Source organism: Pedobacter sp. AW31-3R (assembly GCF_052180285.1).
GTDB lineage: Bacteria > Bacteroidota > Bacteroidia > Sphingobacteriales > Sphingobacteriaceae > Pedobacter.
Genome location: NZ_CP197475.1, coordinates 1,151,101 through 1,173,645, shown reverse-complemented (window position 1 = coordinate 1,173,645; position 22,545 = coordinate 1,151,101). Strand labels below are relative to the sequence as shown.

The following is a 22,545-nucleotide window of genomic DNA, read 5'->3' as shown; positions in this document are numbered from 1 at the left end:
CCGGTAAAACTGGCTCCAGCTTTTCACAAATGGCGGTAGCCCTTCCTTATTTTCCTGCGGTTTCATTTTTGGGGTTCTCCTTTGAAATCAGGTTAACAAATAAGCGGTAAGCACCGGCAACACCTGCAGGAAGCTCCCTGAAAAAAGCCAGTGAAGTATACACAAATTTACCCTTCCCATAATCCGCAACCAGTAATGAACCGTCACTGCTTTCCTCCCCGGTATCTTTCATTTGCAGAATCTTCGCATAATGCGGATCAATATTCCTGGCTAAATATAATCCCCGCTCCTGTATCCATCCGTCAAAGTCTTTGGCCGTAATTTTATTAGGGAAGTTTAATGCCGCATGCCCAGGTGTCAAAAACACCACTTTTGCATCCTCTTCCGTTACCCTGTCACGCGAAAGCTGGAAAGGGTACGGACCAATGTCATTCATCTTTAATGGTGAATTCACGTTGTACTGCACCAGCATGACACCACCATTCTGTACATATTTCATCAGCTTTGGCTGCATTAAGCCGATCTGTTCATTGATATTGTATAACCTTACTCCTGCAATAATCGCATCATAGGAAGAAAGATCACTTTGCAGCACCTCTTTCTCGGTAAGGCGGGTCACCTCGTAACCAATTTGTACCAGCGACTCCGGAATTAAATCACCCGCACCGGCAATATAACCGATTTTTCTGCCTGCAAATTTCAGATCTATACGCTCTGCTTTTGCTTCCGCAAAAGGAAAGAGGGTTTGCACAGGGATATGGTCATAACTGACCACCTTTAAGCCCTGGTTATAGCTGGTTCCATTCACTGATACGCTGAAAGAGAGGTCTCCGCCGCTTACTTTTCCTGCGGGGGTAACTGTAAATTCCACACTTTGTTCTTCCCCTTTATTGATGGAAGCAAAATCTATTTTCGCGGGACTAACATTCCAGCCTTCAGGAACCTTAGGGATCAGCGTCCCTGAAGCCTGCTGCTTAAAGCTATGCAGCAATACGGTAATCTTTTTGGGTGTATTGTTATTGAAGACAAAAGCCTTTTCTGCCATAGTCGCCGTTACAGGAGGCGCAATCACCAGTGGCTGATACAATTCCCCCTTCACAGGGTCTGTCATCTTATACACCACAGGCCTCAGCACCTCCACAAACTGGGTATCAAAATAGATCCTGAATACTCCTGTGTGAGGTGCCGGAGCTTCCGGAAACCCCAGAAAAGAGAGATCATCAACAATATAACTACCTATAGGATGTTTTTTTTCCAGCCAGTAAGGCTGAGTAATCCCTATGGAATTGGTCGCCACCCTTTGGGTAAGCGAGACCATCTGATTGGGGTTCAGCACTTCGTCAAAACCAGGAAGTACATCATTTGTCCCGTTTTTTATCACTTTCAAACTTACCTTCATCGGAAAACCTGCCGGCACACGTGAAATGGCACTGATGGTCACAGGAATAGTATCATTTAAGGCATAGGAAGGCTGTGGAGCAGAAGTTTCCAGCCACAAACCTGCACAGGCAAGGATAAGCTCATCCAGGAGCTGGTGTTTAAACGGAAGATCTTTCACTGCAGCTTTCAGCTTCAACAGCCGGGGGATAGATGCCGATGGAATTGCCGGGTTGTAGGTCTCATTAATTTCTTTGACCATAGACTCCATAGCAGAAATTCCTTTTTCGCTGTTCAGCGTGATATTGATCCCCTCAAACAGATCAGTTTTCGCCGGACTTCCGGCTACAGGACTAAAGAATTCGATAGCGCCTCCCCTTTGTCTGGCAGAGCCGAAGCCCTGGCTACGGTGATTCGAGCGGCTTTCAGCAGCTATTTCTCCATAACTTTTTCCCAGCAGGGGATTATACACGCCTACATCAATTTTCAGCTGATCATCTGCTGTAGTATTCATTGAACCGAAATTAAACGTATTCCACAGGATACGTTTCGCCTGCCATGGTTTAACAAACTTCAGCTGTTCAGGAAAACGTTTCGGGTCTGCAGCGGCAGCGAAAGCCTCCCTGGCAAGGATCGCTGAGGCAGCATGATGGCCGTGACCGGCCCTTGCATCCTCAGGAAAACGGGTGATGATCACATCCGGGCGGAACTTGCGTATCACCCAGACTGCATCGGAAAGGATTTTTTCCTTGTTCCATATCTTAAAGCTTTCTTCAGAATTTTTGGAGAAACCAAAGTCATTCGCCCTTGTAAAAAACTGTTCCGCACCATCCATACGTCTGGCGGCAAGCAGTTCCTGGGTACGGATCAGACCAAGGAGTTCCGCCTGCTCTGTTCCGATTAAATTTTGTCCCCCATCTCCGCGTGTTAAGGAGAGATAACCTGTACGAACCTTTCTTTCCTTGGCGAGGTAAGCCAGCAGACGGGTATTTTCATCATCAGGATGGGCGGCCATGTACAATACACTACCGGTAACATGCAAACTTTCCAGACCTTGTTTAATTTCTGCCGCATTTAACTGCGTAGACGTCTGGGCACTGATAAACAATGGGGTTATGGACAACATCCATAGCAAAGACAAACGAAATTTCATCTATTTATTCTTGTTTTGTTGGTCAGCCGGAACCCTTGATGATGACAAGTTCCGGCTGCCCGTATGAATTGCCTAAAATAATTAAAAAAACGGGAGCTCCGGTTCTTAAAGCAATTAATATTGGTAACAATCCTGCGGGGGATATATAAATAGATTTTTGCCTATTACAGCAGGATTTTACTACTCACTTCCTTATCAATACTGATAAAACCAGGGTACTTCACCAGGGTGTTCCCTACTTTGATACTCGGCCTGATTTTTAAGGTCACTAATCCTTTTCTTTCCGGGCCACTGCCGCCGCCACGCAGGAATTCAGTAATTTCAGACATTACTTTCGCATTGGAAATAAACTGGTACACATTGGCATTCACATCAACCGGTACCACTACCGTAGTACCAGGTTCCACACTCACCAGCTGGTTCACAAAACCCGTTGCCAGCTCCTGTTTATTGATCAGCACTTTATACTCAAACTCATTGATTGCTGCAAGGTTACCGCTGGGATTGGTAATCTCCATATTCAGCCTTGCACGCAGCGGAACATCTTTCCTTAATAAACCAAAGGCAAGTCCGGGAAGGCTGGAAAGATTGATATTCTGATTATTCAACAGGTTTTTAATATCCGTTCCGGCCACAGAAATATTGTCGGCCGACTTCACTTTATAGGTACACTTTTCAAGTGCTTTAATTTGCTGCGCCTGTTTATTTACGCCACAGCCAAACACGGTCATTGCTGCAACGCAAATCAATATCAATTTCTTCATGTCATTTAAATTTTATGGGCAGACCTGTTTGTCCACCAGACTATAACGGAAAAAAGCAGTATTATTGTTTAATACCCTCTTTTTGATCGGGTCGCCTTACGGCTAATCAGACTGTCGATACTAAACCTGCCACTTCCTGAGAACAACAATACCACATAAGCAAGAATATAATGCAGTCCCAATTCTTTTTCTTTCATGCCATCAGCTCCATGGATGACAAATACAGCGACAACCATGGTTACAATCAGCGGCAGTACAGCCAGACGTGTAGCCAATCCGATCAGGATCAGTGCTGAGCAGAATACTTCTGCAAAAACGGTAAAGACAAGGGAAAGTACGGATCCAACCCCTACCGGATCAGGGAACTTGATCTCGCCACCCGCCAGCAATGTATCCAGTTTAGACATTCCATGAGAAAGCATCAATAAGGCAATAGCCACCCGTAAAATGAATACGACAAAATCAAGACTATTATGGTTGTAATTGGTATTAAATAATCTGTACATATTTAAATAGAATTATTATTAATAGTGAACCCGTGTAAATATATAGGTTTCATTACAAATAATACTCTTTTTATGGCAATAAGGATTTAATAAAACCAGTCATGGCATCTTTGAGGATCATCTTTTTCTTATCCATCGGTTTTACGGCTTTTTCGATCATTTCAATCGAAACCAGGCCATGCAGGATAGACCAGTAGGTATGAAACTTAAGAAAATAATCGGCTTCTTCATTTTTGGCCGCGGTGAGTGCTGCTCTTATGGTAGCAATCAGGATTGCCGTCATTTCTTTGATCTGTGCATTCTGGTTGACGGCTTCACATGCAGGAATCCCCAGGCCAAACATCAGCTGATAATATTCTTTATTCTCAAAAGCGAAGTCCCAGTAGACATTCGCCATTTCTGCGAGCTGAACCTCTGGCGAAGCGTATAAATCTCTCGTCTTTTCCAGTACCAGGGCAAGTTTATGGAAACCTTCCTTAGAAAACTCCAGCAAAATTGCCTCTTTATTTTCAAAATGATTATAGATCACAGGGATGCTATATTCAATAGCATCGGCAATTTTCCGGATAGAAAGGGATTGCCAGCCCTCGGTGATGACCATATGCCAGGCAGCAGAAAGAATGGCTGACCTGATTTCTTCTTTATGCCTTAATTTGCGTTCTATAATTCCCATTCATTTTTATTAACAGTGTTAGCAAAAATAGATGTATTATTTTGCATTTCTATCTTATTCCTGAATTCTGACTTAAGAGCAACAAAGATATCCGCATTACGAATCCGTTCTGGCCCACCAAAAGATAAGATAACAGGTTATATTCTTCCGGGGGATGGAAAAATTATAACCTGTTATTTAAAATAAAAGCAGCTTAAGCTGTTTCTAATTTTACAATATTCCTGTAAGGGAAAGAGCTGAAAATATGGCGGCGGGCAAACCGGCCTGGAGAATCAGCATTTACTAATTTCACGTAAATAGCTCTTGGAACCTCAAAATACTCATAAGCGCTTCCATCAAGGAAGTGAACGGTTAACACCAATCCTTTCCACTCATAATCTGCGATACCACAAGAAGTAGTCGTATTGGTATACTCTTCTATTGACAGGGCTAAAGTTTCAGGAGCAATACTTACCAGAAAATGGTAAGCTTCGATGATCTCTTTACTTTTCACTTCTGCTGCCAGCTTGGCTTCATCACTCTCCTGAAATTTATCAGGATGATATTCTTTCATTAAATTCCTGTAAACAGTTTTTAATTCTTTAAGTTCGGCATCTTTCTGAACACCCAATAACTTTCTGTAATCGACAATCTTCTTCATATGTTGTTTAATGGCAATAATTGTTTGTGATTAACAGGCTGAATTGCAGGCTCAACCGATCCCTCAGGGAAACAATTTTGCAAAGGTACAATTAAAAAAGGTAAAGAAAGATTAAGGTAAGGTTATTAAATTTTAATGACATTTTAATCCCATTTTAATCACACTTTAAGCAGATATATTTAGCTTTGTCATTAAAACACACCCATCTCCACTCAATACAGGAAAACATGTTTAACTCCACACTGTTAGCCGCTCTAGGCACCCCAGAAATCATTTTAATCCTTGTAGCCGTGATGCTGCTTTTCGGAGGAAAGAAAATTCCCGAGTTGATGAAAGGCCTTGGCCAGGGCATTAAAGAATTTAAAGACGGTCAGAAAGGTGAAGAGCCGAAAAGCAAGGAATAAATGATAAAATAGATTTTATCTTTGTAATTCCACCAAACTCAACCCTACCATGTTTAAAATCGGACTTGCAGAAGATGATCAGAAAATAGCCGGTCTGGTGAAGGCCGGACTGGAAGAACACAATTATCTCGTGACCACCATTCCTGATGGAATAATGGCACTTTATGCCTTTCAGGAAGAAAAATTTGACCTCATCATCCTGGATGTAATGATGCCGGGGATGAATGGCATTGAGGTTTGCAGACAGTTGAGGGAAACCAATAAAGAGGTGCCTGTACTGATGCTCACTGCCCTCGGATCTATAGACGATAAAGTGCTGGGATTAAATTCTGGTGCAGACGATTACCTTGTCAAACCTTTCCACTTCAAAGAATTGCTGGCAAGGATTGAAGCCCTGCTCAGAAGACAGCGTCCGGCAGCATCATCCGCTTCCCACACCCTGAGTTTTGAAGATATTGTGCTGGATACCTACAGTAAAACTGTTGTCCGTGCAGGAAAAGACATCCTGCTTACTGCAAAAGAATTTACCTTGCTGGAATTGTTCCTCAAACATCCGAACAGACTCCTTTCCCGTCAGTATATCGCCGAAAATGCATGGGATATCAGTTTTGATACCGGAACCAATGTGATTGATGTATATGTCAACTTCCTTCGGAATAAAATTGAGAAAGGCTTTGAAAGAAAGCTGATCCATACCAAAATAGGAATGGGATATATGCTCAAATAAGGTCATTCCCCATCTGCTGCAAAAATAATTAAACACTATCGAATGAAGATCAAAGACCGCCTGGCTTTATACTTTACGCTTGTAAGCACGGTTACACTGCTTGGTGTTTTGGTCGTTGTTTATTTTACCTTTCTGAAACTCATGGAATCAGAGTTCTTTGAACGCCTGAACGACCGTACCATGGTTACAGCAAAACTGTACCTCGAAGCAGATGAAATTTCCAGCGAAGCCTTAAATAAGGTAAGGACACAGTATCTGGAGAGACTAAACGGAGAAGTCATCAGGATTTATAACGAAGTAAATAGCGCTACTTTTATCGGAGATGACCAGCAGTTCTGGACAAGTGAGACCATCAACCTGGTCAGGAAAAAAGGAAAAATAAGGTTTAAGGATGGCGAGCGGCAGGTAGTCGGTATTTTCTACAAAGATAATCAGGGAGATTTCGTGATCCTGGCTTCAGCAATAGACGAGGGGACCAACAGGCGGATCAATAAATTGCTCACGATCATGGTCATCGTCTTTGTGGTCATTTTTCTGGGATTGCTGTTATCCGGACGATGGATTGCAAAAAGGATCCTGTCCCCGCTTGATATATTTATTAACCAGGTAAAGGAGATCAAATCCAGCAATCTCGACTTCCGTGTAGATGAAGGAAGAAATAAAGATGAAATCAGTCTTCTTGCCCAGAACTTCAATAAACTGATGGAGCACCTGGAACATTCCTTTATCCTGCAGAAAACCTTCGTGGCGAATGCCTCACATGAATTGCGCACGCCCGTAACACGTATGATCATTAGCGGAGAGATTTCCCTTTCCAGGGAACGTGAAAAAGAAGCCTATCAAAAAGCATTGAAATCTATGCTTGAGGATGCGGAGAAACTGGACAATATCATTACTGCACTGGTCAACCTTGCCCAGGCCGACCTGGAATATGGTTCCTCACAGACAGAAAACATTCGCATAGATGAACTGATCTGGCAGCTGCAATCTGAATGGAACCAGAAAAAAGGACAAAACCAGCTAACAGTAGAGATGAAAAACCTTCCCGAAGAGGAGTCAGCACTGATCATTGCTGCAAACCCTACGCTGCTTCAGATTGCCCTGGACAATATCATTGGAAATGCCTTTAAGTTTTCAGACGACAGGCAGGTAAAGTGTATCCTGGAAATAAAGGAAAAAGAGATTATTCTCCTGATCAGCGATCTCGGTCCCGGCATCACTGAAGCACATCAGGAAGAAATTTTCAAACCCTTTTTCAGCTCTTCTGCCAAATCTGAACATGCCGGGAACGGAATGGGTCTGTATATGGCCCATAAAATCGTCCACCTGTACCATGGAACCATCCATGTCAGTTCTTCAGCACCCACAGGAACCACATTTATCCTCCGGTTCCCATCTTTTTAAGCCTCATTTATATTTTAATTCCTTTTTAATTCGTCTTTAATTTGCCTTTAATGCGGCCATTATAGCTTTGTTTAAACAACAAAAAATGGCAACCCATCAGCTAAAATATTATATCCTGTTCATCGGATTCGCAAGCGCAGGTATCTCCGGGACAGCAACCGCACAAACTACGGATACCCTGCAGCTCTCACTCCCCGCTGCGGAAGCGCTTTTTATAAAAAACAATTATCAGTTAATTGCGCAAAACTACCAGACGGCAGAAGCGAAAGCAGAGATCATTACAGCAAAATTATTTGATAACCCGGAAGTTAATTTCGAAAATCAGTTGTATAATCCTGAGTCGAAAAGGTTCTTCGAAACATCGAAAGCCCATGGACAATACCAGGGTTCCATCTCACAACTGGTTAAACTGGCAGGCAAGAGAAATAAAAACATCAGCCTGGCCACTGCAGGTGCCCAGTTGGCAGAATATCAATACTTTGACCTGATGCGTACCTTAAGGTACGACCTGCGGTCTAATTTTTACAAAGCTTTTTATGCGCAGCAATCGGCAAAACTCTACCAGCAGCAAATCAGCTCCCTTCAAAAGCTATTGTCGGCCTCAGAAGAACAGCTGAAACTGGGAAACATTGCCATGAAAGATATCATCAGGATTAAATCATTGGTATACACCCTGCAATCTGAATACAATAACCTGGAGAATGATATCGAAGATATGCAGACTGACCTGAAGCTGATGACGAATATTCAACCGGACCTCAACCTAAAGCTGGTTATGGATCCGGCAGAGGAACAAAATTACCAACTGGACAAACAGACCTATGTCAACCTGCTGGACTCTGCAAGAAATAATCGTGCTGACCTGAAGCTTACACAAACGGGGATTACCTATGCAGAAAGGAATCTGCGCCTCCAAAAAGCGATGGCTATACCAGATGCACAGGTTTCCCTGGTTTATGACTGGAAATCATCCTACCCGGACAACTATACCGGTTTGGGATTAACCATCCCCCTTCCCCTTTTTAACCGTAACCAGGGAGAAATTAAAAAGGCCAGAATAGCTATAGATGCAGGAAAAAGCCGGCTAAGCCAACAGGAAGCCACCCTTGAAAATGAAGTTGCCAACAGCTATAAAACAGCCCTCAGAACCGAAGGTCTTTACCACAGTTTTGATCAGCACTTCAGCGCAGATTTCGACAAGCTCATTGGGGAAGTGGTCAAAAACTTTAAAAACAGGAATATGAGTTTAATCGAATTTATGGATTTCTATGATTCCTATAAACAGAGTACCCTGCAAATGAACGACCTGAAATATCAGCGGATGAATGCCAAAGAAGAAATCAATTATGTCACCGGTTCCACCATCTTTAAATAATACAAACCATGCAAACCCCAATTAAAAACATCGGCAGGCTTACCCAACTGTTATTTGCTGCCGGCATCCTCTTTCAAAGCTGTACATCGCATGTTCAGGACCAACCTAAAGAAGGTAAATTCACGGTAACCGACTCCCTGCTCCATAAACTGCTGATCGATACCGTACAAAAAGCGAACAATGAAACCGATTTAAATTTTTCGGCCAGAATAGCCCCAAACGAAGAAACTATGGCCAGGGTATTCCCCATGGTTGGTGGAAATGTGAGATCAGTCCCTGTTAAACTGGGTGACAGGGTCGGTAAAGGACAAGTCCTGGCCACCATGGGCAGCGCTGAGATGGCTGGTTATGATAAGGAAGAGATCAGTTCAGCGGCAGAACTGAGAAATGCAACCAGGAACCTAAAGCTTGCGCAGGATATGTATAACAGCGGATTATCCTCTGCCAAGGAGTTGGAGGAAGCTAAAAACGACCTGCTGGTGAAACAGGCAGAGAATAAAAGGACTAAAGCTGTACTCAGCCTGAATGGTGGCAGTGCCAATGGCGGGTACACCCTAAAATCTCCGATTTCAGGCTTTGTGATCGAAAAAAATGTCAACAACAATATGCAGGTACGCCCGGATAATAATGAAAGCCTTTTTACAGTGGCGGACCTGTCAACCGTCTGGGGACTCATCAATATCTATGAGTCTGACATCGCCGATATACATGAAGGCGATGAGGTGAAAATCGCCATCCTATCTTATCCGGACAAAACCTTTACCGGTAAAATTGATAAGATTTACAACATCCTGGATGCTGACAGCAAAGTCATGAACGCCAGGGTCAGCATTCCCAATCCCGGATACCTCCTTAAACCAGGCATGATGGCAACAGCACAGATCGCGGCGAAATCACAAATCAACTTACCCTCTGTCAATGCGGATAACATTATTTTTGATGACAATAAAAACTATGTTCTGGTACTTGATCCCGTCAAAAAAGTAAGGATACAGCAGGTTAAAATAGAAAGGAAAAGCGGTGCAAAAGCCTATATAAGTGAAGGCATAAAGGCAGGAGACCGGATCATTGCATCCAAACAGGTCTTTCTCTACGAAAGCCTTAAAAACTAAATTCCTTACCCCAGTTTAACTCTACTATAATGAATACATTCATTAAGACGATCATCAGTTTTGCCCTGCAGAACAAATACTTCATATTTTTTGCTACGTTCATCCTCATCGTTGCCGGATACCTGAGCTTTAAGCATACCACGATAGAAGCCTTCCCGGATGTCACAAATACCAACATCACGATCATTACCCAATGGCCGGGACGCAGCGCGGAAGAGGTAGAAAAATTTGTCACCCGTCCGCTGGAAATAGCCATGAACCCTACTGAAAAAAGAACAAGTATCCGTTCTTCTTCACTTTTCGGCTTATCCATTGTAAAAATAACTTTTGAAGACGATGTGGACTATGCCTTTGCAAGGGTTCAGGTCAATAACCATATTGAAGATGCTGATATTCCGGCAGGTGTAGATCCGGAGATACAACCCTCTGCAGGACCTACAGGGGAAATATTCAGGTATACTCTTCAGAGCAATATCAAATCCATCCGGGAGCTCAAGACCCTGCAGGACTGGGTAGTGCAGCGCGAACTCCTTTCTGTACCGGGCATTGCCGATGTGGTCAGTTTTGGTGGAGAAGTAAAAACCTACCAGATTACAGTAGATCCACAGAAATCTATTCAGTATGGGGTAACAGCAACTGAAGTTTTTGAGGCTGTAGCGAAAAGCAATATCAATGTAGGCGGCGATGTCATCAACCAGGGCGGACAGGCCTATGTGGTCCGTGGTATTGGGGTATTAAATAATATCGACGAAATTAATAATGTTATTGTCGACAACCATAACGGGACTCCCGTATATGTTAAAACCATAGCTGATGTAGCCGAAAGTGCCTTGCCCCGTCTGGGACAGGTAGGTCGGGACAATGATCCGGATGTAGTAGAAGGTATTGTAGTCATGCGTAAAGGAGAAAATCCAAGTGAAGTCCTGGGCAGGCTGAAGGAAAAGATCAGGAATGTCAACGACAACATTCTGCCGGACGATGTGAAGATAAAAACTTTCTATGACCGGGAAAACCTGGTTAATTTCGCCATCAACACTGTCATGCACAACATGATGGAAGGCATCATATTCGTGACGGTCATTGTATTTCTTTTCATGGCCGACTGGCGCACCACGCTGATTGTATCCATCATCATTCCGCTCGCTTTATTATTTGCCTTCATCTGCCTTAAATTAAGGGGGATGTCGGCCAATCTGTTATCGATGGGTGCGATAGACTTCGGGATCATCATTGATGGGGCAGTCGTTATGGTGGAAGGTATATTTGTAGCACTCGATCGTCGTGCCCATGCCGTGGGGATGGATAAATTCAACCGCTTAAGCAAATGGGGCATTATCAAAAGGGCCTGTTTAGAAAATGGCAAAGGGATCTTCTTCGCCAAACTAATCATTATCACGGGATTGCTGCCTATTTTCACCTTCCAAAAGGTAGAAGGAAAAATGTTCTCCCCATTGGCCTGGACCCTAAGTTTCGCCCTGCTGGGTGCCCTGATACTGACCTTTACGCTGGTACCTGCACTGGCGAGTGTCCTCTTAAAGAAAAATGTAAAAGAGAAAGATACATTCTTCCTGAAGCTGGTCACCAATGGTACCATGCGCTTATACAATGCCAGTTTCAAAGCCAGGAAAATAGTTTTTCCCATCGCTATCCTTGTCCTGGTTCTGGGCTTCTCCTGCTTCAAATTCCTGGGAACGGAATTCCTGCCTTCCCTGAATGAAGGGTCGATCTATGTGAGGGCCAGTGCCCCCTTAAGCATCTCGCTCGATGAAACAAAAAAATTATCCAATGAGATGCGCAAGATTTTCCTGAGTTTCGATGAGGTCAAACAGGTGGTTTCACAGACCGGTCGTCCCAATGATGGTACAGATGCCACCGGGTTTTACAACATGGAGTTTCTGGTCGATATTTATCCGAAAGAAGAATGGAAGCGTAAGGAAACAAAAGAACAGCTGGTGGAAAGAATGCAGGAAAAACTCAAGGGATATCCCGGAATCAGTCTCAACTTTTCACAGCCTATTTCAGACAATGTTGAAGAGGCGGTATCTGGTGTAAAAGGATCGATTGTAGTCAAAATGTTTGGCAATGACTTCGATTACATCGAGAAAGAAGAGGAAAAAATCGAAAACATACTGAAAACCGTCGATGGGATTGAAGACCTGGGCATCCTGCGGAACCTTGGCCAGCCAGAACTGCAGATCAATCTTGACCAGACAAAGATGGCTTTATACGGGGTAAGAACCGAAGATGCCAATGCAGTGATAGAGATGGCTATCGGCGGGAAAGCAGCGACCCAGATTTACGAAGGAGAACGCAAGTTCGACCTGAGGATCAGGTATCCGGATTCATTCCGTCAGAATGAAGAGTCCATTGGCAACCTGAGGATCCAGAGTTTATCTGGTGCGAAAGTCCCTTTGAGTGAAATATCGACCATTAAAAAGGTAACCGGCCCGAGTATTATCTACCGTGATGGCCATGAAAGGTATGGAGCCATCAAGTTCTCTATCCGTGGAAGAGATATGGGAAGTACCATCGCAGAGGCGCAGGCAAAAGTAAACAAAGTCATTAAGTTACCTAAAGCATACAGGCTGCAATGGGCAGGCGACTTTGAAAACCAGCAAAGGGCAACAGCCCGCTTATCACAAGCGGTACCGATCAGTCTACTGCTTATCTTTTTTATCCTGTTCGTCTTATTCGGAAATATCAAAGATTCCCTGCTGGTCTTAAACAATGTCCCTTTTGCCATGGTTGGCGGAATTATCGCCTTACTGATCACACAGGTAAACTTTAACATCTCTGCAGGTATCGGTTTCATTGCTCTCTTCGGGATCTGTGTACAGAACGGTGTCATACTGCTCACCCGGTTTAAGACAAACATAGCAGAGTTGAAATATCATCCGACCTGGAGTTTTCAGGATGCCCTGAAAGATGGCATTGCAACACGTTTACGTCCGGTGATCATGACAGCAATGATGGCGGCAATAGGTTTACTGCCTGCAGCACTATCGACCGGGATTGGTTCGGAAGCCTCCAAACCACTGGCCATCGTTGTGATTGGTGGTCTAATCACCAACACCTTGTTTTGCCTGTTCGTCTATCCCATTGTGTTTTACTGGGCCTATCGGAAAAAAGCAAAACACCTTACAGATACAAGAGACTTAGCGCACACACACCATCTATAATATCTTGTTTTTGCTTTGGTTGGGTTGTGTTTGCAACCGGTAAGGATTGGCAGATTTAATTACGGTTGACAAACACTATTAAGGGGTTTCACGAAAGTGCTGACCCCTTTTTAATGGATTAAAAACAAATTGTTGGCCTGCATGGAAAACTCTCTGCCTGCACAATTGTTATTACCTGTAAAAAGCAGCAATTATGGCAGATTTAGAATTGAATAATCCGGAATTTGAGATTACCGTTAGTTTGAGCGGAGAAGAAAAAACGATCCGAGTGCAGCCGGCAGAGACCAGTGATGGGGTGGAATACTATAAATGTAACGACGGATCAGCTGAGATTACCCAGATCAGAAAAGAAGAAGATGGTCAATGGGAACAGCTGTGGGGAGATCTTGAGCAACAGGAGATTGATCTCATAGGTGCAGCAATTGCACAAAAACCAGCCTAAGCTGCCCCGCCCTGTGCACTTAAGCCCAGCAATACTACAGAAACAATTGCCAGGACGTAAAAGCCGATCACAATAATGGTCATGATTCCCCAGAATTTAAAATAGGATTTCAGTTTATTCATGGCAACAGTCAGACTCGGCTGATCTGCGAATAATACGGCCTGGTTCGCTGAACTCGAAAATTTAAACAATAAAAAACTGGGATAAAATATCACCAGGGCGAACAACAAATACATCACCGTGAGTACCATTGGGTTCAGTTGCAACAACGGATTACCAGGATTGGCAGCTGCAATGGAACTGAAAATGGCATCGACACTAAAGGCTGAAATCGCCACCAGTGCAGAAAAGACAAAACCTACAATAGCAAGAAAGCGGGTCCACTTCGCCGTATCATAAATATAACTGCGGATATCTTCAGAAATCCATAAGGCATCTACTTCCTCATTTTCATCACGTTCCGTTTTTATTTCGTCAAAATTGTCCATTGCAATGGTTCAGTTTTTTATTTTCTAAACATAAAGAATATTTGGATACACCGCAAGTTTATTGTATTATGGATTTAAAAAAATTGATACCTTTGCGCCAAATAAAGAAAAAAATCATACATGGCATTACAATGTGGTATAGTTGGTTTACCAAATGTTGGAAAATCCACCTTATTTAACTGTTTATCAAACGCAAAAGCTCAGGCAGCTAACTTTCCTTTTTGCACTATTGAACCCAATATCGGCGTAATTACTGTGCCTGATGAAAGATTGACTAAACTGGCGGAGCTGGTTAAACCAAACAGGGTGGTTCCGAATACGATCGAGATCGTGGATATCGCCGGCCTTGTGAAAGGCGCATCAAAAGGGGAAGGACTGGGTAACCAGTTTTTAGGAAATATCAGGGCTACCAATGCGATCATACATGTTTTACGTTGTTTCGACGATGGTAATGTGATCCACGTGGATGGTTCAGTAGATCCGATCCGTGATAAAGAAATTATAGACACAGAATTACAGCTTAAAGACCTGGATACCGTTGAAAAACGTATTCAGAAAGTTGAAAAACTGGCAAAAACAGATAAAGATGCAAAAAGGACTTTCGAGATCCTTAGCGTCATTAAACCTCACCTGGAAAGCGGTAAATCTGCCCGTTCCGCTGCAGTAAATGCTGAAGACTTTGAATTCATTCAGGACCTTGGTTTATTGACGCAAAAACCGGTGATGTATGTATGTAATGTAGATGAAAACTCTGTGATCAATGGAAATGCATATGTGGATCGTGTAAAAGAAAACGTAAAAGATGAAAATGCGGAAGTATTGATTATTTCTGCAAAAATAGAATCGGAAATTGCTGAGCTTGAAAGTTATGAAGAGCGTCAGGAATTTCTTTCAGACCTGGGTTTGGAAGAGTCGGGTGTCAATAAACTGATTGTTGCTGCTTACCGCCTTCTTGATTTATATACTTACTTTACTTCAGGAGTACAGGAAGTAAGGGCATGGACAATTACCAAAGGATTTACTGCTCCACAGGCAGCCGGTGTGATCCACACTGATTTTGAAAAAGGATTTATCCGTGCAGAGGTGATTAAATACAACGATTTCATTACACTGGGTTCGGAAAATGCCTGCAAGGATGCAGGTAAATTAGGTGTTGAAGGTAAAACGTATATTGTGGAAGATGGTGATATCATGCACTTCCGTTTCAACGTATAATTCATTCATAGAATCCTGTGCCTTCCTGCACAGGATTTTTCACTGACACAACGAATCTCTTGTAAATTTCTATTTTTACTTTAAAAAAATAACTGAACAGATGTTGAAGATTAAATATTTCTTGTTACTGGCAGGTATGGCGGCATGCCTTGCCTCATGTAAAAAAGGTGGTGACAATTTCGATGCCGAAGCACAATTTAAAGCAGATACCACCGCCATCCGAACGTATATCAAAGCAAACAACATCAATGCACTTAAAGATGCAAATGGTGTATTCTATGAAATAAAGACTGCAGGTGATGGTTCTATCAGTTATACAGACCGGTCAAAAGTTTCGGTAACCGTAAACTATACCGGGAAAGTAATGGGTTCATCGTCAAATTTCGATTCCAGTAATGGAACACCACGGACTTTTACCTTGAGCCAATTGATTCCGGGATGGCAGATTGGGATACCTTATATCCAGAAAGGTGGCAGGATCAGGTTATTGATCCCATCTTATTATGGTTATGGAAATCAGGCTTCCGGAGCAATTCCTGCAAATTCGGTACTCGACTTTACCATTGACCTGACTAATGTAGCCATCATTCAATAATTATTACGGGCAGGTATTTCTCCGGCTGCATTTCCATAGGATACCCTGCCTGTGCTAGAATGTTCCGCTAAAAGAAATACCTGCTGTTTTTTGTTGATATAATGGTACTACCGTATATTTCGTGCTCTCCTTTCCGAATAACATTCTTTTAAATCCCGGATAAATCAGGTATGCCAGTTTTGTAGAGGCAATCCCAAATCCTGCCCCGGCAACCACATCACTCACCCAATGCCTGTTGTTGTATAAACGGAATACACCTGTTGCTGTAGCGACTGCATATCCGGCATAACCGATCAGCGGAGAAATATCCCGGTATTCCTGGTAAAGAAACTCTGCCGAAGCGAAAGCAGTGGCCGTATGTCCGGAAGGAAAAGAATAATTGTTGGAACCATCTGGACGGCTCCTGTTCACTGCTCTTTTCACAAAAAAGGTAGATCCGCTCATCATGGCCTGCGAGAGCACCAGTAACCCTGTACCATCCGCATATCCATGTTTACTTTTAAGTCCTGCCAGGTTCAATGCATAAAAGGCAACGACCGGAGCAAAACGCAGATAGTCATCCGCTCCTTTGGCGAAAGCAGGATGGTCCTCCTGTAGCTCTGCACGTGTGCTGTAATCCAGACGCCTGATGGCATTATCTCCTAAAGAGGCAAATCCATATCCCATGAATACTGCCGGGATAATAAAAGACTGAATTTTCACCTGACGGACAGTATCCGGAACCGGCCGGTTTACCTCCTGCTGTGCAGAAACAAAAAACGGTAAGCATACCGCAAGAAAAAGACCCCATACCTTCATAGCAAGAAATAAATAAATACAACAGCACTCAGCAATTTAATCCCAAGTTTCCCAATATAATAAGAATATGTATTTCTGTAGGTATTTTACTTAAACTGAAGCGTTGACTCAACGTTTTCCACCTCCGGAAGCCTGTATTTTTTTAAATAAACGTTTACCAGTAGTATACTCATCCTCCCCCTTAGCCGTACACACATACACCGGTCTTTCCATGTCCTCTGCATCATACCAGAGGTGTAACAATTGAGCTTCTTCTTTCGTCGCTGTGCCCAATACAAACTTATAGGCAAGGCTCTCCAGGTATTTATTCTCCATCTTAATTTTAATATTTGGTTATCGCCGATGAACGGCCCACCTCCCTGCAATCAGGTTAGCCGTATTTATTTAAAAGGATAAATAGGTGGTTTATCTCTATCTGGACACCTAAATATCAGGATAGATTGACATATTTCGGTTGAAATCTATAAAGTTGAGCGCTTAAAAAGAGCAGTAATTTTCCGGCCCAGGTTATTCATTCCTTCAGCAAATCCGTTTTCTGAACGGGATTTTACCTTTTTCATTAGTGGCCTGAATGTCATTCTGATTTGCTCAGGAAGTTGGTTCCGCAGCTGTGGAATATTTTTCAGCAGGAACTGCTCTCCTATATTAGCATCCGGTTCCAGCACTTCAGGCCACACCGGCATACGTTCTGCTTCCAGCTCACGTTTCGCCCTTGCATCTGCCATGATACGATACACGGTAAAACGCGTGATTGCAGCCAGGTGTGCATCAAGGGACTCAATCTTAAATTCTTCCCGCTTGTTCCAAAGGAATAAGAAGACCTGGTAGACTGCTTCCTCAGCATCTTTCTGACGCTGCAGGTGTTTGTAGGCCACATAAAAAACCCTGCCCCAGAACCGTCTATACGTTTCTATATAAGCATGTTTCTGCTTCCTGCGTTTACCAGGAGTATCGATATCCGGGGGACAGAATTCGAGCCTGAGCTCTTCATCTGTGAGATGATAATACCTTTCACTATCCATTTTATAAAACAAAAAAAATACAAATACGTAATCTGCATGGTTTTAGGTTTTCACCGGGCCAAGATTACGTATTTGTACGTTTTGTGTTTTTTTGCCTTGAAGTGCTGGAATTCCCTTCAGGCTATAACAACACCCCTGTCAAGAACATCACGGCCACAGAGAAATAGATAATCAGTCCGGTTACATCCACCAATGTTGCCACAAATGGTGCTGAGGAAGTAGCAGGGTCGGCCCCTAATTTTTTCAGCAATAAGGGCAGCATGGAGCCAGCCAGAGATCCCCACAGGACTACCCCTACCAATGCTACACCGACGGTGATGCCGAGTAAAACCCAATGTGGCCCATAGATATCTGAAAACAATGTCCATACAAAGATCCTGAGGAAACCTATTGAACCGAGAACAATACCCAGCATTAAGCCTGAGATGATCTCCCTGCGCATCACGCGCCACCAATCACCTATGGTAATTTCACCCAATGCCATGGCTTGGATAATCAGTGTGGAAGCTTGTGAACCACTGTTACCACCACTTGAAATAATGAGTGGCACAAACATGGCCAGGATTACGGCTTTGGCAATATCAGCTTCGAAATGGGCCATTGCCGTTGCAGTCAGCATTTCCCCAAGGAAGAGAACCACAAGCCAGCCGATCCTTCTCTTAAAAAGACCGAAGATGGGCATATCAAGATAAGGTTCATCCAAGGCCTGGGTACCTCCGATTTTGTGCATATCCTCCGTATATTCTTCATTGGCAATCCAAAGGATATCATCTACAGTAACAATCCCCAAAAGAACATCGTTATCGTCCGTTACCGGAAGGGCTACCCTATTATTCATTCTGAACACATTGATCGCTTCTTCCTGCGGGTCATTCGCATTTAAAGCAATAGAACGGTTATCTGTTAAGGCCAGAATGGAAACTTCTGGATCGGCAAGGAGAATTTCCCTGATCCTGATGTCATCCAGAAGCACACCTTTTTCATCGATCACATAGATGACATCAATGGTTTCAGAATCCTTTCCATACCGTCTGATATGTTCCAGTACTCTTTTAACTGTCCAGTCTTTTTTAACGGCCACATAATCTGGTGTCATTAACCGCCCGACACTGTCTTCCTTATAACCGAGCAGCGACAATGCCTCTACCCTGTCTTTTGCAGGCAAAAGAATAATAAGGCTTTTTACCGCATCCCCCTTAAGTTCAGAAAATAAGGAGGTCCTGTCATCCGGAGGAAGCAGGTTGATGAGTTCCGCGAGTTTCTCTCCGGGAAGTTTTTTTATAATTTTCTCCTGGGTGGGGAAATCGAGAATCCGAAAGACATTTACTGCTCTCTTGATGGAGAGTGTATCAATAAATTTAATCGCATGTTCAGGAAGTTCATCTATCAGATGTTCAACATCCGAAATATTCAGATTGTCAAGATAGACTTTTAATTGTTCTTTTTCCCCACGCTCAATCAGCTCTATAACCTCTTCAACAATCTGTTCTTCCATAAATAGCGTCGTTTTTACATTTTCCTAAATTTTGTCAAGGTTGCAAAAATGACATTTTATTTTTAAAACTCCTCAGTGAAGCATAAAAATAATATAATACTAACCTATGGGGGTATTTAAAAAACAGTCTATAGGAATAAATTCACAAAAGTATACACTTTAATTATACGCAATATGACCTTTGTAAAATGTGGGTAATGGAACGTAGCAGCTGTTCACGTTGTTCCCCGCGGCTGTGCTGAAGAGCTTGGCCTTGTACAGGAATTTGCATCATCAATTGATTTGTTCCTGCACAGATGAGTTTCGAGACAATTCTATAATAGATACGTTCATCATTTGATAGCCTCGTTTCCAGCCCAGACTCCTCCCGATAAAGAAAGTTCCCGAAGAAACCGGGCGCAATACCCTTTTTACTGGTCGCGCCATTCAACAATTGAACTTCCTTTTCACAGCAATTAAAAAAATGATCAAACTGATAGTCAATCAAATTCCCCAACATCTCTTTTAAGGATAGGGATCCGCAGTTGACCAATAATGGTAGATGCTCAGAAGAGGGATTAAGTTTCTTTTTATTCATACAGTGTACCAATAAAAGTTGAAAGCTCCCGAAATACCGGTAAATTAAGACTTTTGACACCCCTGCCTGTTTAGCCACCTTATTGATACCCAATGCCATAAATCCATGGACATAAGCAATATACTCCACAGCTTTGATTATTTTTTGTTCTGTTTCTACCCTGTTCTTCATTAGAATATCATTGTTTTTTCAGTAGTTTCTATTGTTTTTATTTGCATTCAAGAATTCACAAGCCCGGTTTTCAGTACTTCTTTAAGCTTTAGGCTGATGATGGATTCATGGGTATCTATTTTTTATTATTTGACTTATTTGATCACTAAAACCTTTTAACTATAGTTACACTCAATATTTTAACAAAATACTCATCCACAATTTATTTTATACCATATTAATGATTAATTTAGTTAACCAAATAAGGACAGGCAATATATCTGTTGGTGTACAGTCACAGTAATTTATTATATAAAGTAGTCCAAATATTATATGAAATAGAGAAGTCCCTATAGAAATGCCCCAAAACATTTATCTCAAAATTTAACTCATTATGTTATGGCTATGACTTGTATTGTTATTGACGACGAACCGCACGCCATTGAGGAACTTAAAGAATTGATTGCCGGTGTGCCTTACCTGGAATTACTGGAAACATTTCCGGATGCAAAACAAGCTATTGTATACCTGCAGCAGAAATCACATGTTGACCTTATTTTTTCAGATATCAACATGACGGTTCTAAATGGGATCGACGCTGCAATAGTTTTAAATAACTATTGCCATTTCCTGGTCTATGTGACAGCATACCGCGATTATGCCCTGGAGGCTTTTGGTGCAAAAGCCGCAGGATATCTGCTGAAACCAGTAAGTTTTGTGGCTTTTAATGAAAATATGCGGGACTTACACCAGCAATTTCAGCATCTGGTTAAACGGCAAAAAGATGAGCAGAATTTTTTATTCATCAAGGGAGGTCAGAAATGCAGTTATATCAAAATCAGTTATAATGATATTATTTATATAGAAGCAATGTTAAATTATATTATGATCCATACCGTTAACGGTCATGAGATCACCTATATGGGACTCAAGGCGATGGAAGAGAAACTCTATGGCAAAGACATCTTTTTCAGGGTCAATAAATCAATTATCATATCTGTAAATTTCCTGGAACGTGTGGATGGATTTATTGCAAGACTGGCGAACGGGAAGAATTATCAGGTGGGGGAGAAATATAAAGGTGTGTTTCTTGAATTTTTAAAGAAACACACCTTAAGGTCTTAGATACCCCATCCAATAAGCTTAAAAATGTCTTTGGGTGGTGGTAATGGTAGTCACCAAAATCGTTGTAGGATCGCTTGTGTTAACTTCAGGCATTTTGGCACCAACTTTTTGTTTGAAAATAAACATTGATTTTTTAGTCAGTTTCAGGTTTTTTTGAGATGAATTCATGGCCATTGTTGTTTAGGTGAGCCCAATATTATCGCCGTAAAAAAACCTGTGCACTTTTATTATATGACATGCCTCAATTATTATATAAAGCCCGTTTCTGGCCAGAAAACCCCATCTACATCCATCTGTTTTGCTGGATTATCTTTATTGTTTATGAGGTTAGCGTAAGTGCTGTCCTGGCAAAATCTTATCATCCCTTTTCCTTCTATCTTTTCTATTACCTGCTGAATATCTGCCTGTTTTATTTTCACTCGTTGGTTATACTGAACAAGGCTTCGCCCAAACTCTTCATCAATCTATGGTGGATACCACTTGCCGTCACGATAGAACTAGCGGTATACTGTTCTATTTATGCCTTATTAAACATGCTGTTAATGGCTTTATCCGGTAAAGAGATGGGGATGGAGTTTCTCACACAAGACTATGTCATATCGGTCGCCTACCGGGGAATATATTTTATCCTTTATGGCACAGGATATTTTTTCCTCATCCGGTACAACCAGCGGAAAGAAATGGAATTGAACCAGTCAATTGAATATGAAAAACTAAAAAATGAACTTCTCTTGGCGGAACAGGATTTCCTGAGAGCACAGATCAATCCGCATTTATTATTTAATACCTTGAGTTTTATTAAATATGCGGCCAAACGAAACGCCGATGAAGCCAATGAAGCGATCATGCGGCTATCCGGTATCATGAGCTATGCCTTGGAGCATAATTCCACCACTGTTCCGCTACGAAAAGAATTGGATCAGGTTGAAAATATAATCAGGCTCAATCAACTGAGATATAACCACAGCCTTCAGATTAATTATACGAAAAACATTTATGACCAGGAAGTACCGGTCATCCCAATTGTCTTATTGACACTGGTTGAAAACGTCTTTAAACACGGAGATTTATTAAAAAAGGAACATCCGGCAGAGATCAATATAGAAACCACTGCTGAATATGTATTCTTCAGGACTTCAAACCTTCCAAATGCAAGCAGACACCAGAGAAGCACACAAACCGGATTAAATAATATCAGGTCAAGGTTAAGGCATCTTTATAAAGATGGGTTCCAGTTTAGTTCTGAATTCGAAGAAGGAATGTTCAACGTAGAGATAAAGATTTACTGCAGGCCACCAGAAAAAAAACCCTAAACACCAATTAA

Annotated in this window: 23 protein-coding genes; 11 read left to right on the top strand and 12 right to left on the bottom strand. The window is 42.3% G+C overall.

The features are described 5' to 3' along the window. Positions 1 to 46: 46 nt before the first annotated feature. The 5 genes from ACSBL2_RS04885 to ACSBL2_RS04865 all read right to left on the bottom strand — a co-directional run bounded on the left by ACSBL2_RS04885 (position 47) and on the right by ACSBL2_RS04865 (position 5,113). Positions 47 to 2,530 (bottom strand): PIG-L family deacetylase, encoded by a 2,484-nt coding sequence (locus ACSBL2_RS04885; protein WP_442590545.1) that lies wholly within the window; start codon positions 2,528 to 2,530, stop codon positions 47 to 49. 164 nt (positions 2,531 to 2,694) lie between these two features. Then, a complete protein-coding gene (locus ACSBL2_RS04880; RefSeq protein ID WP_442590544.1) occupies positions 2,695 to 3,294 on the bottom strand; it encodes a hypothetical protein in 600 nt (199 codons plus the stop codon). A gap of 68 nt (positions 3,295 to 3,362) precedes the next feature. Beyond that, the gene (locus ACSBL2_RS04875; protein ID WP_442590543.1) at positions 3,363 to 3,800 is read right to left on the bottom strand and encodes a DoxX family protein; all 438 of its coding nucleotides are present in this window, start codon (positions 3,798 to 3,800) and stop codon (positions 3,363 to 3,365) included. Between the two features lie 70 nt (positions 3,801 to 3,870). Further along, positions 3,871 to 4,473: a TetR/AcrR family transcriptional regulator gene (locus ACSBL2_RS04870; protein WP_442590542.1), complete on the bottom strand. Its 603-nt coding sequence runs from the start codon at positions 4,471 to 4,473 to the stop codon at positions 3,871 to 3,873. Between the two features lie 193 nt (positions 4,474 to 4,666). After that, positions 4,667 to 5,113, bottom strand: coding sequence for a KTSC domain-containing protein (locus ACSBL2_RS04865; protein WP_442590541.1), 447 nt, complete (start codon positions 5,111 to 5,113; stop codon positions 4,667 to 4,669). Positions 5,114 to 5,340: 227 nt separating this feature from the next. Between ACSBL2_RS04865 and ACSBL2_RS04860 the strand changes: the two genes are divergently transcribed. The 7 genes from ACSBL2_RS04860 (at position 5,341) to ACSBL2_RS04830 (ending at position 13,756) form a co-directional block, all read left to right on the top strand. Continuing rightward, the gene (locus ACSBL2_RS04860) at positions 5,341 to 5,517 is read left to right on the top strand and encodes a Sec-independent protein translocase subunit TatA/TatB (RefSeq protein ID WP_442590540.1); all 177 of its coding nucleotides are present in this window, start codon (positions 5,341 to 5,343) and stop codon (positions 5,515 to 5,517) included. Between the two features lie 49 nt (positions 5,518 to 5,566). Then, positions 5,567 to 6,244, top strand: coding sequence for a response regulator transcription factor (locus ACSBL2_RS04855; protein WP_442590539.1), 678 nt, complete (start codon positions 5,567 to 5,569; stop codon positions 6,242 to 6,244). Positions 6,245 to 6,286: 42 nt separating this feature from the next. After that, complete coding sequence (locus ACSBL2_RS04850) at positions 6,287 to 7,648, top strand: ATP-binding protein (RefSeq protein ID WP_442590538.1); 1,362 nt, start codon at positions 6,287 to 6,289, stop codon at positions 7,646 to 7,648. Between the two features lie 85 nt (positions 7,649 to 7,733). After that, the gene (locus tag ACSBL2_RS04845) at positions 7,734 to 9,023 is read left to right on the top strand and encodes a TolC family protein (protein ID WP_442590537.1); all 1,290 of its coding nucleotides are present in this window, start codon (positions 7,734 to 7,736) and stop codon (positions 9,021 to 9,023) included. Positions 9,024 to 9,031: 8 nt separating this feature from the next. Further along, entirely contained in the window at positions 9,032 to 10,135 is a 1,104-nt protein-coding gene (locus tag ACSBL2_RS04840) for an efflux RND transporter periplasmic adaptor subunit (RefSeq protein ID WP_442590536.1), read from the top strand. Between the two features lie 29 nt (positions 10,136 to 10,164). Continuing rightward, the gene (locus ACSBL2_RS04835; RefSeq protein WP_442590535.1) at positions 10,165 to 13,314 is read left to right on the top strand and encodes an efflux RND transporter permease subunit; all 3,150 of its coding nucleotides are present in this window, start codon (positions 10,165 to 10,167) and stop codon (positions 13,312 to 13,314) included. A gap of 193 nt (positions 13,315 to 13,507) precedes the next feature. Beyond that, a complete protein-coding gene (locus ACSBL2_RS04830) occupies positions 13,508 to 13,756 on the top strand; it encodes a hypothetical protein (RefSeq protein ID WP_442590534.1) in 249 nt (82 codons plus the stop codon). Here the strand turns inward: ACSBL2_RS04830 and ACSBL2_RS04825 are convergent. After that, positions 13,753 to 14,244, bottom strand: a complete 492-nt coding sequence (locus ACSBL2_RS04825; RefSeq protein WP_442590533.1) for a DUF5362 family protein — start codon at positions 14,242 to 14,244, stop codon at positions 13,753 to 13,755. The genes ACSBL2_RS04830 and ACSBL2_RS04825 overlap by 4 nt on opposite strands. Before the next feature lie 120 nt (positions 14,245 to 14,364). Between ACSBL2_RS04825 and ychF the strand changes: the two genes are divergently transcribed. Both ychF and ACSBL2_RS04815 read left to right on the top strand, forming a co-directional pair. Then, the gene (gene ychF, locus ACSBL2_RS04820) at positions 14,365 to 15,459 is read left to right on the top strand and encodes a redox-regulated ATPase YchF (RefSeq protein WP_442590532.1); all 1,095 of its coding nucleotides are present in this window, start codon (positions 14,365 to 14,367) and stop codon (positions 15,457 to 15,459) included. A 100-nt stretch (positions 15,460 to 15,559) separates the two neighbouring features. After that, complete coding sequence (locus tag ACSBL2_RS04815) at positions 15,560 to 16,054, top strand: FKBP-type peptidyl-prolyl cis-trans isomerase (protein ID WP_442590531.1); 495 nt, start codon at positions 15,560 to 15,562, stop codon at positions 16,052 to 16,054. 54 nt (positions 16,055 to 16,108) lie between these two features. Here the strand turns inward: ACSBL2_RS04815 and ACSBL2_RS04810 are convergent, their stop codons facing one another. From ACSBL2_RS04810 to ACSBL2_RS04790, 5 genes are all read right to left on the bottom strand, one after another. Continuing rightward, positions 16,109 to 16,852: a phosphatase PAP2 family protein gene (locus ACSBL2_RS04810; RefSeq protein WP_442590530.1), complete on the bottom strand. Its 744-nt coding sequence runs from the start codon at positions 16,850 to 16,852 to the stop codon at positions 16,109 to 16,111. A gap of 108 nt (positions 16,853 to 16,960) precedes the next feature. Then, positions 16,961 to 17,167, bottom strand: coding sequence for a hypothetical protein (locus tag ACSBL2_RS04805; protein ID WP_442590529.1), 207 nt, complete (start codon positions 17,165 to 17,167; stop codon positions 16,961 to 16,963). Positions 17,168 to 17,313: 146 nt separating this feature from the next. Then, a complete protein-coding gene (locus ACSBL2_RS04800; RefSeq protein WP_442590528.1) occupies positions 17,314 to 17,874 on the bottom strand; it encodes an RNA polymerase sigma factor in 561 nt (186 codons plus the stop codon). A gap of 121 nt (positions 17,875 to 17,995) precedes the next feature. Beyond that, on the bottom strand, positions 17,996 to 19,369 hold the full coding sequence (gene mgtE, locus ACSBL2_RS04795) for a magnesium transporter (protein WP_442590527.1): 1,374 nt from the start codon (positions 19,367 to 19,369) through the stop codon (positions 17,996 to 17,998). A gap of 163 nt (positions 19,370 to 19,532) precedes the next feature. Further along, a complete protein-coding gene (locus ACSBL2_RS04790) occupies positions 19,533 to 20,117 on the bottom strand; it encodes a TetR/AcrR family transcriptional regulator (protein WP_442590526.1) in 585 nt (194 codons plus the stop codon). A 378-nt stretch (positions 20,118 to 20,495) separates the two neighbouring features. On the opposite strand from ACSBL2_RS04790, the gene ACSBL2_RS04785 reads away from it, so the two are divergent. Next, a complete protein-coding gene (locus ACSBL2_RS04785) occupies positions 20,496 to 21,221 on the top strand; it encodes a LytR/AlgR family response regulator transcription factor (RefSeq protein ID WP_442590525.1) in 726 nt (241 codons plus the stop codon). Positions 21,222 to 21,239: 18 nt separating this feature from the next. Here ACSBL2_RS04785 and ACSBL2_RS04780 read toward each other — a convergent pair whose 3' ends face one another. Continuing rightward, positions 21,240 to 21,389, bottom strand: a complete 150-nt coding sequence (locus tag ACSBL2_RS04780; protein WP_442590524.1) for a hypothetical protein — start codon at positions 21,387 to 21,389, stop codon at positions 21,240 to 21,242. 68 nt (positions 21,390 to 21,457) lie between these two features. On the opposite strand from ACSBL2_RS04780, the gene ACSBL2_RS04775 reads away from it, so the two are divergent. Next, positions 21,458 to 22,534 carry a sensor histidine kinase gene (locus ACSBL2_RS04775; RefSeq protein WP_442590523.1) on the top strand — a complete coding sequence of 359 codons (1,077 nt, stop codon included), beginning with the start codon at positions 21,458 to 21,460 and terminating at the stop codon, positions 22,532 to 22,534. Positions 22,535 to 22,545: the final 11 nt, after the last annotated feature.

Bases quoted from the DNA above. Each gene is read 5' to 3' on its own strand.
- ACSBL2_RS04845 (WP_442590537.1), top strand. From the start codon at position 7,734: ATGGCAACCCATCAGCTAAAATATTATATCCTGTTCATCGGATTCGCA.
- ACSBL2_RS04875 (WP_442590543.1), bottom strand. From the start codon at position 3,800: ATGTACAGATTATTTAATACCAATTACAACCATAATAGTCTTGATTTT.
- ACSBL2_RS04835 (WP_442590535.1), top strand. From the start codon at position 10,165: ATGAATACATTCATTAAGACGATCATCAGTTTTGCCCTGCAGAACAAA.
- ACSBL2_RS04815 (WP_442590531.1), top strand. From the start codon at position 15,560: ATGTTGAAGATTAAATATTTCTTGTTACTGGCAGGTATGGCGGCATGC.
- ACSBL2_RS04880 (WP_442590544.1), bottom strand. From the start codon at position 3,294: ATGAAGAAATTGATATTGATTTGCGTTGCAGCAATGACCGTGTTTGGC.
- ACSBL2_RS04865 (WP_442590541.1), bottom strand. From the start codon at position 5,113: ATGAAGAAGATTGTCGATTACAGAAAGTTATTGGGTGTTCAGAAAGAT.
- ACSBL2_RS04830 (WP_442590534.1), top strand. From the start codon at position 13,508: ATGGCAGATTTAGAATTGAATAATCCGGAATTTGAGATTACCGTTAGT.
- ACSBL2_RS04775 (WP_442590523.1), top strand. From the start codon at position 21,458: ATGCCTCAATTATTATATAAAGCCCGTTTCTGGCCAGAAAACCCCATC.
- ACSBL2_RS04850 (WP_442590538.1), top strand. From the start codon at position 6,287: ATGAAGATCAAAGACCGCCTGGCTTTATACTTTACGCTTGTAAGCACG.
- ACSBL2_RS04810 (WP_442590530.1), bottom strand. From the start codon at position 16,852: ATGAAGGTATGGGGTCTTTTTCTTGCGGTATGCTTACCGTTTTTTGTT.
- ACSBL2_RS04785 (WP_442590525.1), top strand. From the start codon at position 20,496: ATGGCTATGACTTGTATTGTTATTGACGACGAACCGCACGCCATTGAG.
- ACSBL2_RS04860 (WP_442590540.1), top strand. From the start codon at position 5,341: ATGTTTAACTCCACACTGTTAGCCGCTCTAGGCACCCCAGAAATCATT.
- ACSBL2_RS04790 (WP_442590526.1), bottom strand. From the start codon at position 20,117: ATGAAGAACAGGGTAGAAACAGAACAAAAAATAATCAAAGCTGTGGAG.
- ACSBL2_RS04840 (WP_442590536.1), top strand. From the start codon at position 9,032: ATGCAAACCCCAATTAAAAACATCGGCAGGCTTACCCAACTGTTATTT.
- ACSBL2_RS04780 (WP_442590524.1), bottom strand. From the start codon at position 21,389: ATGAATTCATCTCAAAAAAACCTGAAACTGACTAAAAAATCAATGTTT.
- ACSBL2_RS04855 (WP_442590539.1), top strand. From the start codon at position 5,567: ATGTTTAAAATCGGACTTGCAGAAGATGATCAGAAAATAGCCGGTCTG.
- ACSBL2_RS04870 (WP_442590542.1), bottom strand. From the start codon at position 4,473: ATGGGAATTATAGAACGCAAATTAAGGCATAAAGAAGAAATCAGGTCA.
- ychF (WP_442590532.1), top strand. From the start codon at position 14,365: ATGGCATTACAATGTGGTATAGTTGGTTTACCAAATGTTGGAAAATCC.
- ACSBL2_RS04885 (WP_442590545.1), bottom strand. From the start codon at position 2,530: ATGAAATTTCGTTTGTCTTTGCTATGGATGTTGTCCATAACCCCATTG.
- ACSBL2_RS04805 (WP_442590529.1), bottom strand. From the start codon at position 17,167: ATGGAGAATAAATACCTGGAGAGCCTTGCCTATAAGTTTGTATTGGGC.
- mgtE (WP_442590527.1), bottom strand. From the start codon at position 19,369: ATGGAAGAACAGATTGTTGAAGAGGTTATAGAGCTGATTGAGCGTGGG.
- ACSBL2_RS04800 (WP_442590528.1), bottom strand. From the start codon at position 17,874: ATGGATAGTGAAAGGTATTATCATCTCACAGATGAAGAGCTCAGGCTC.
- ACSBL2_RS04825 (WP_442590533.1), bottom strand. From the start codon at position 14,244: ATGGACAATTTTGACGAAATAAAAACGGAACGTGATGAAAATGAGGAA.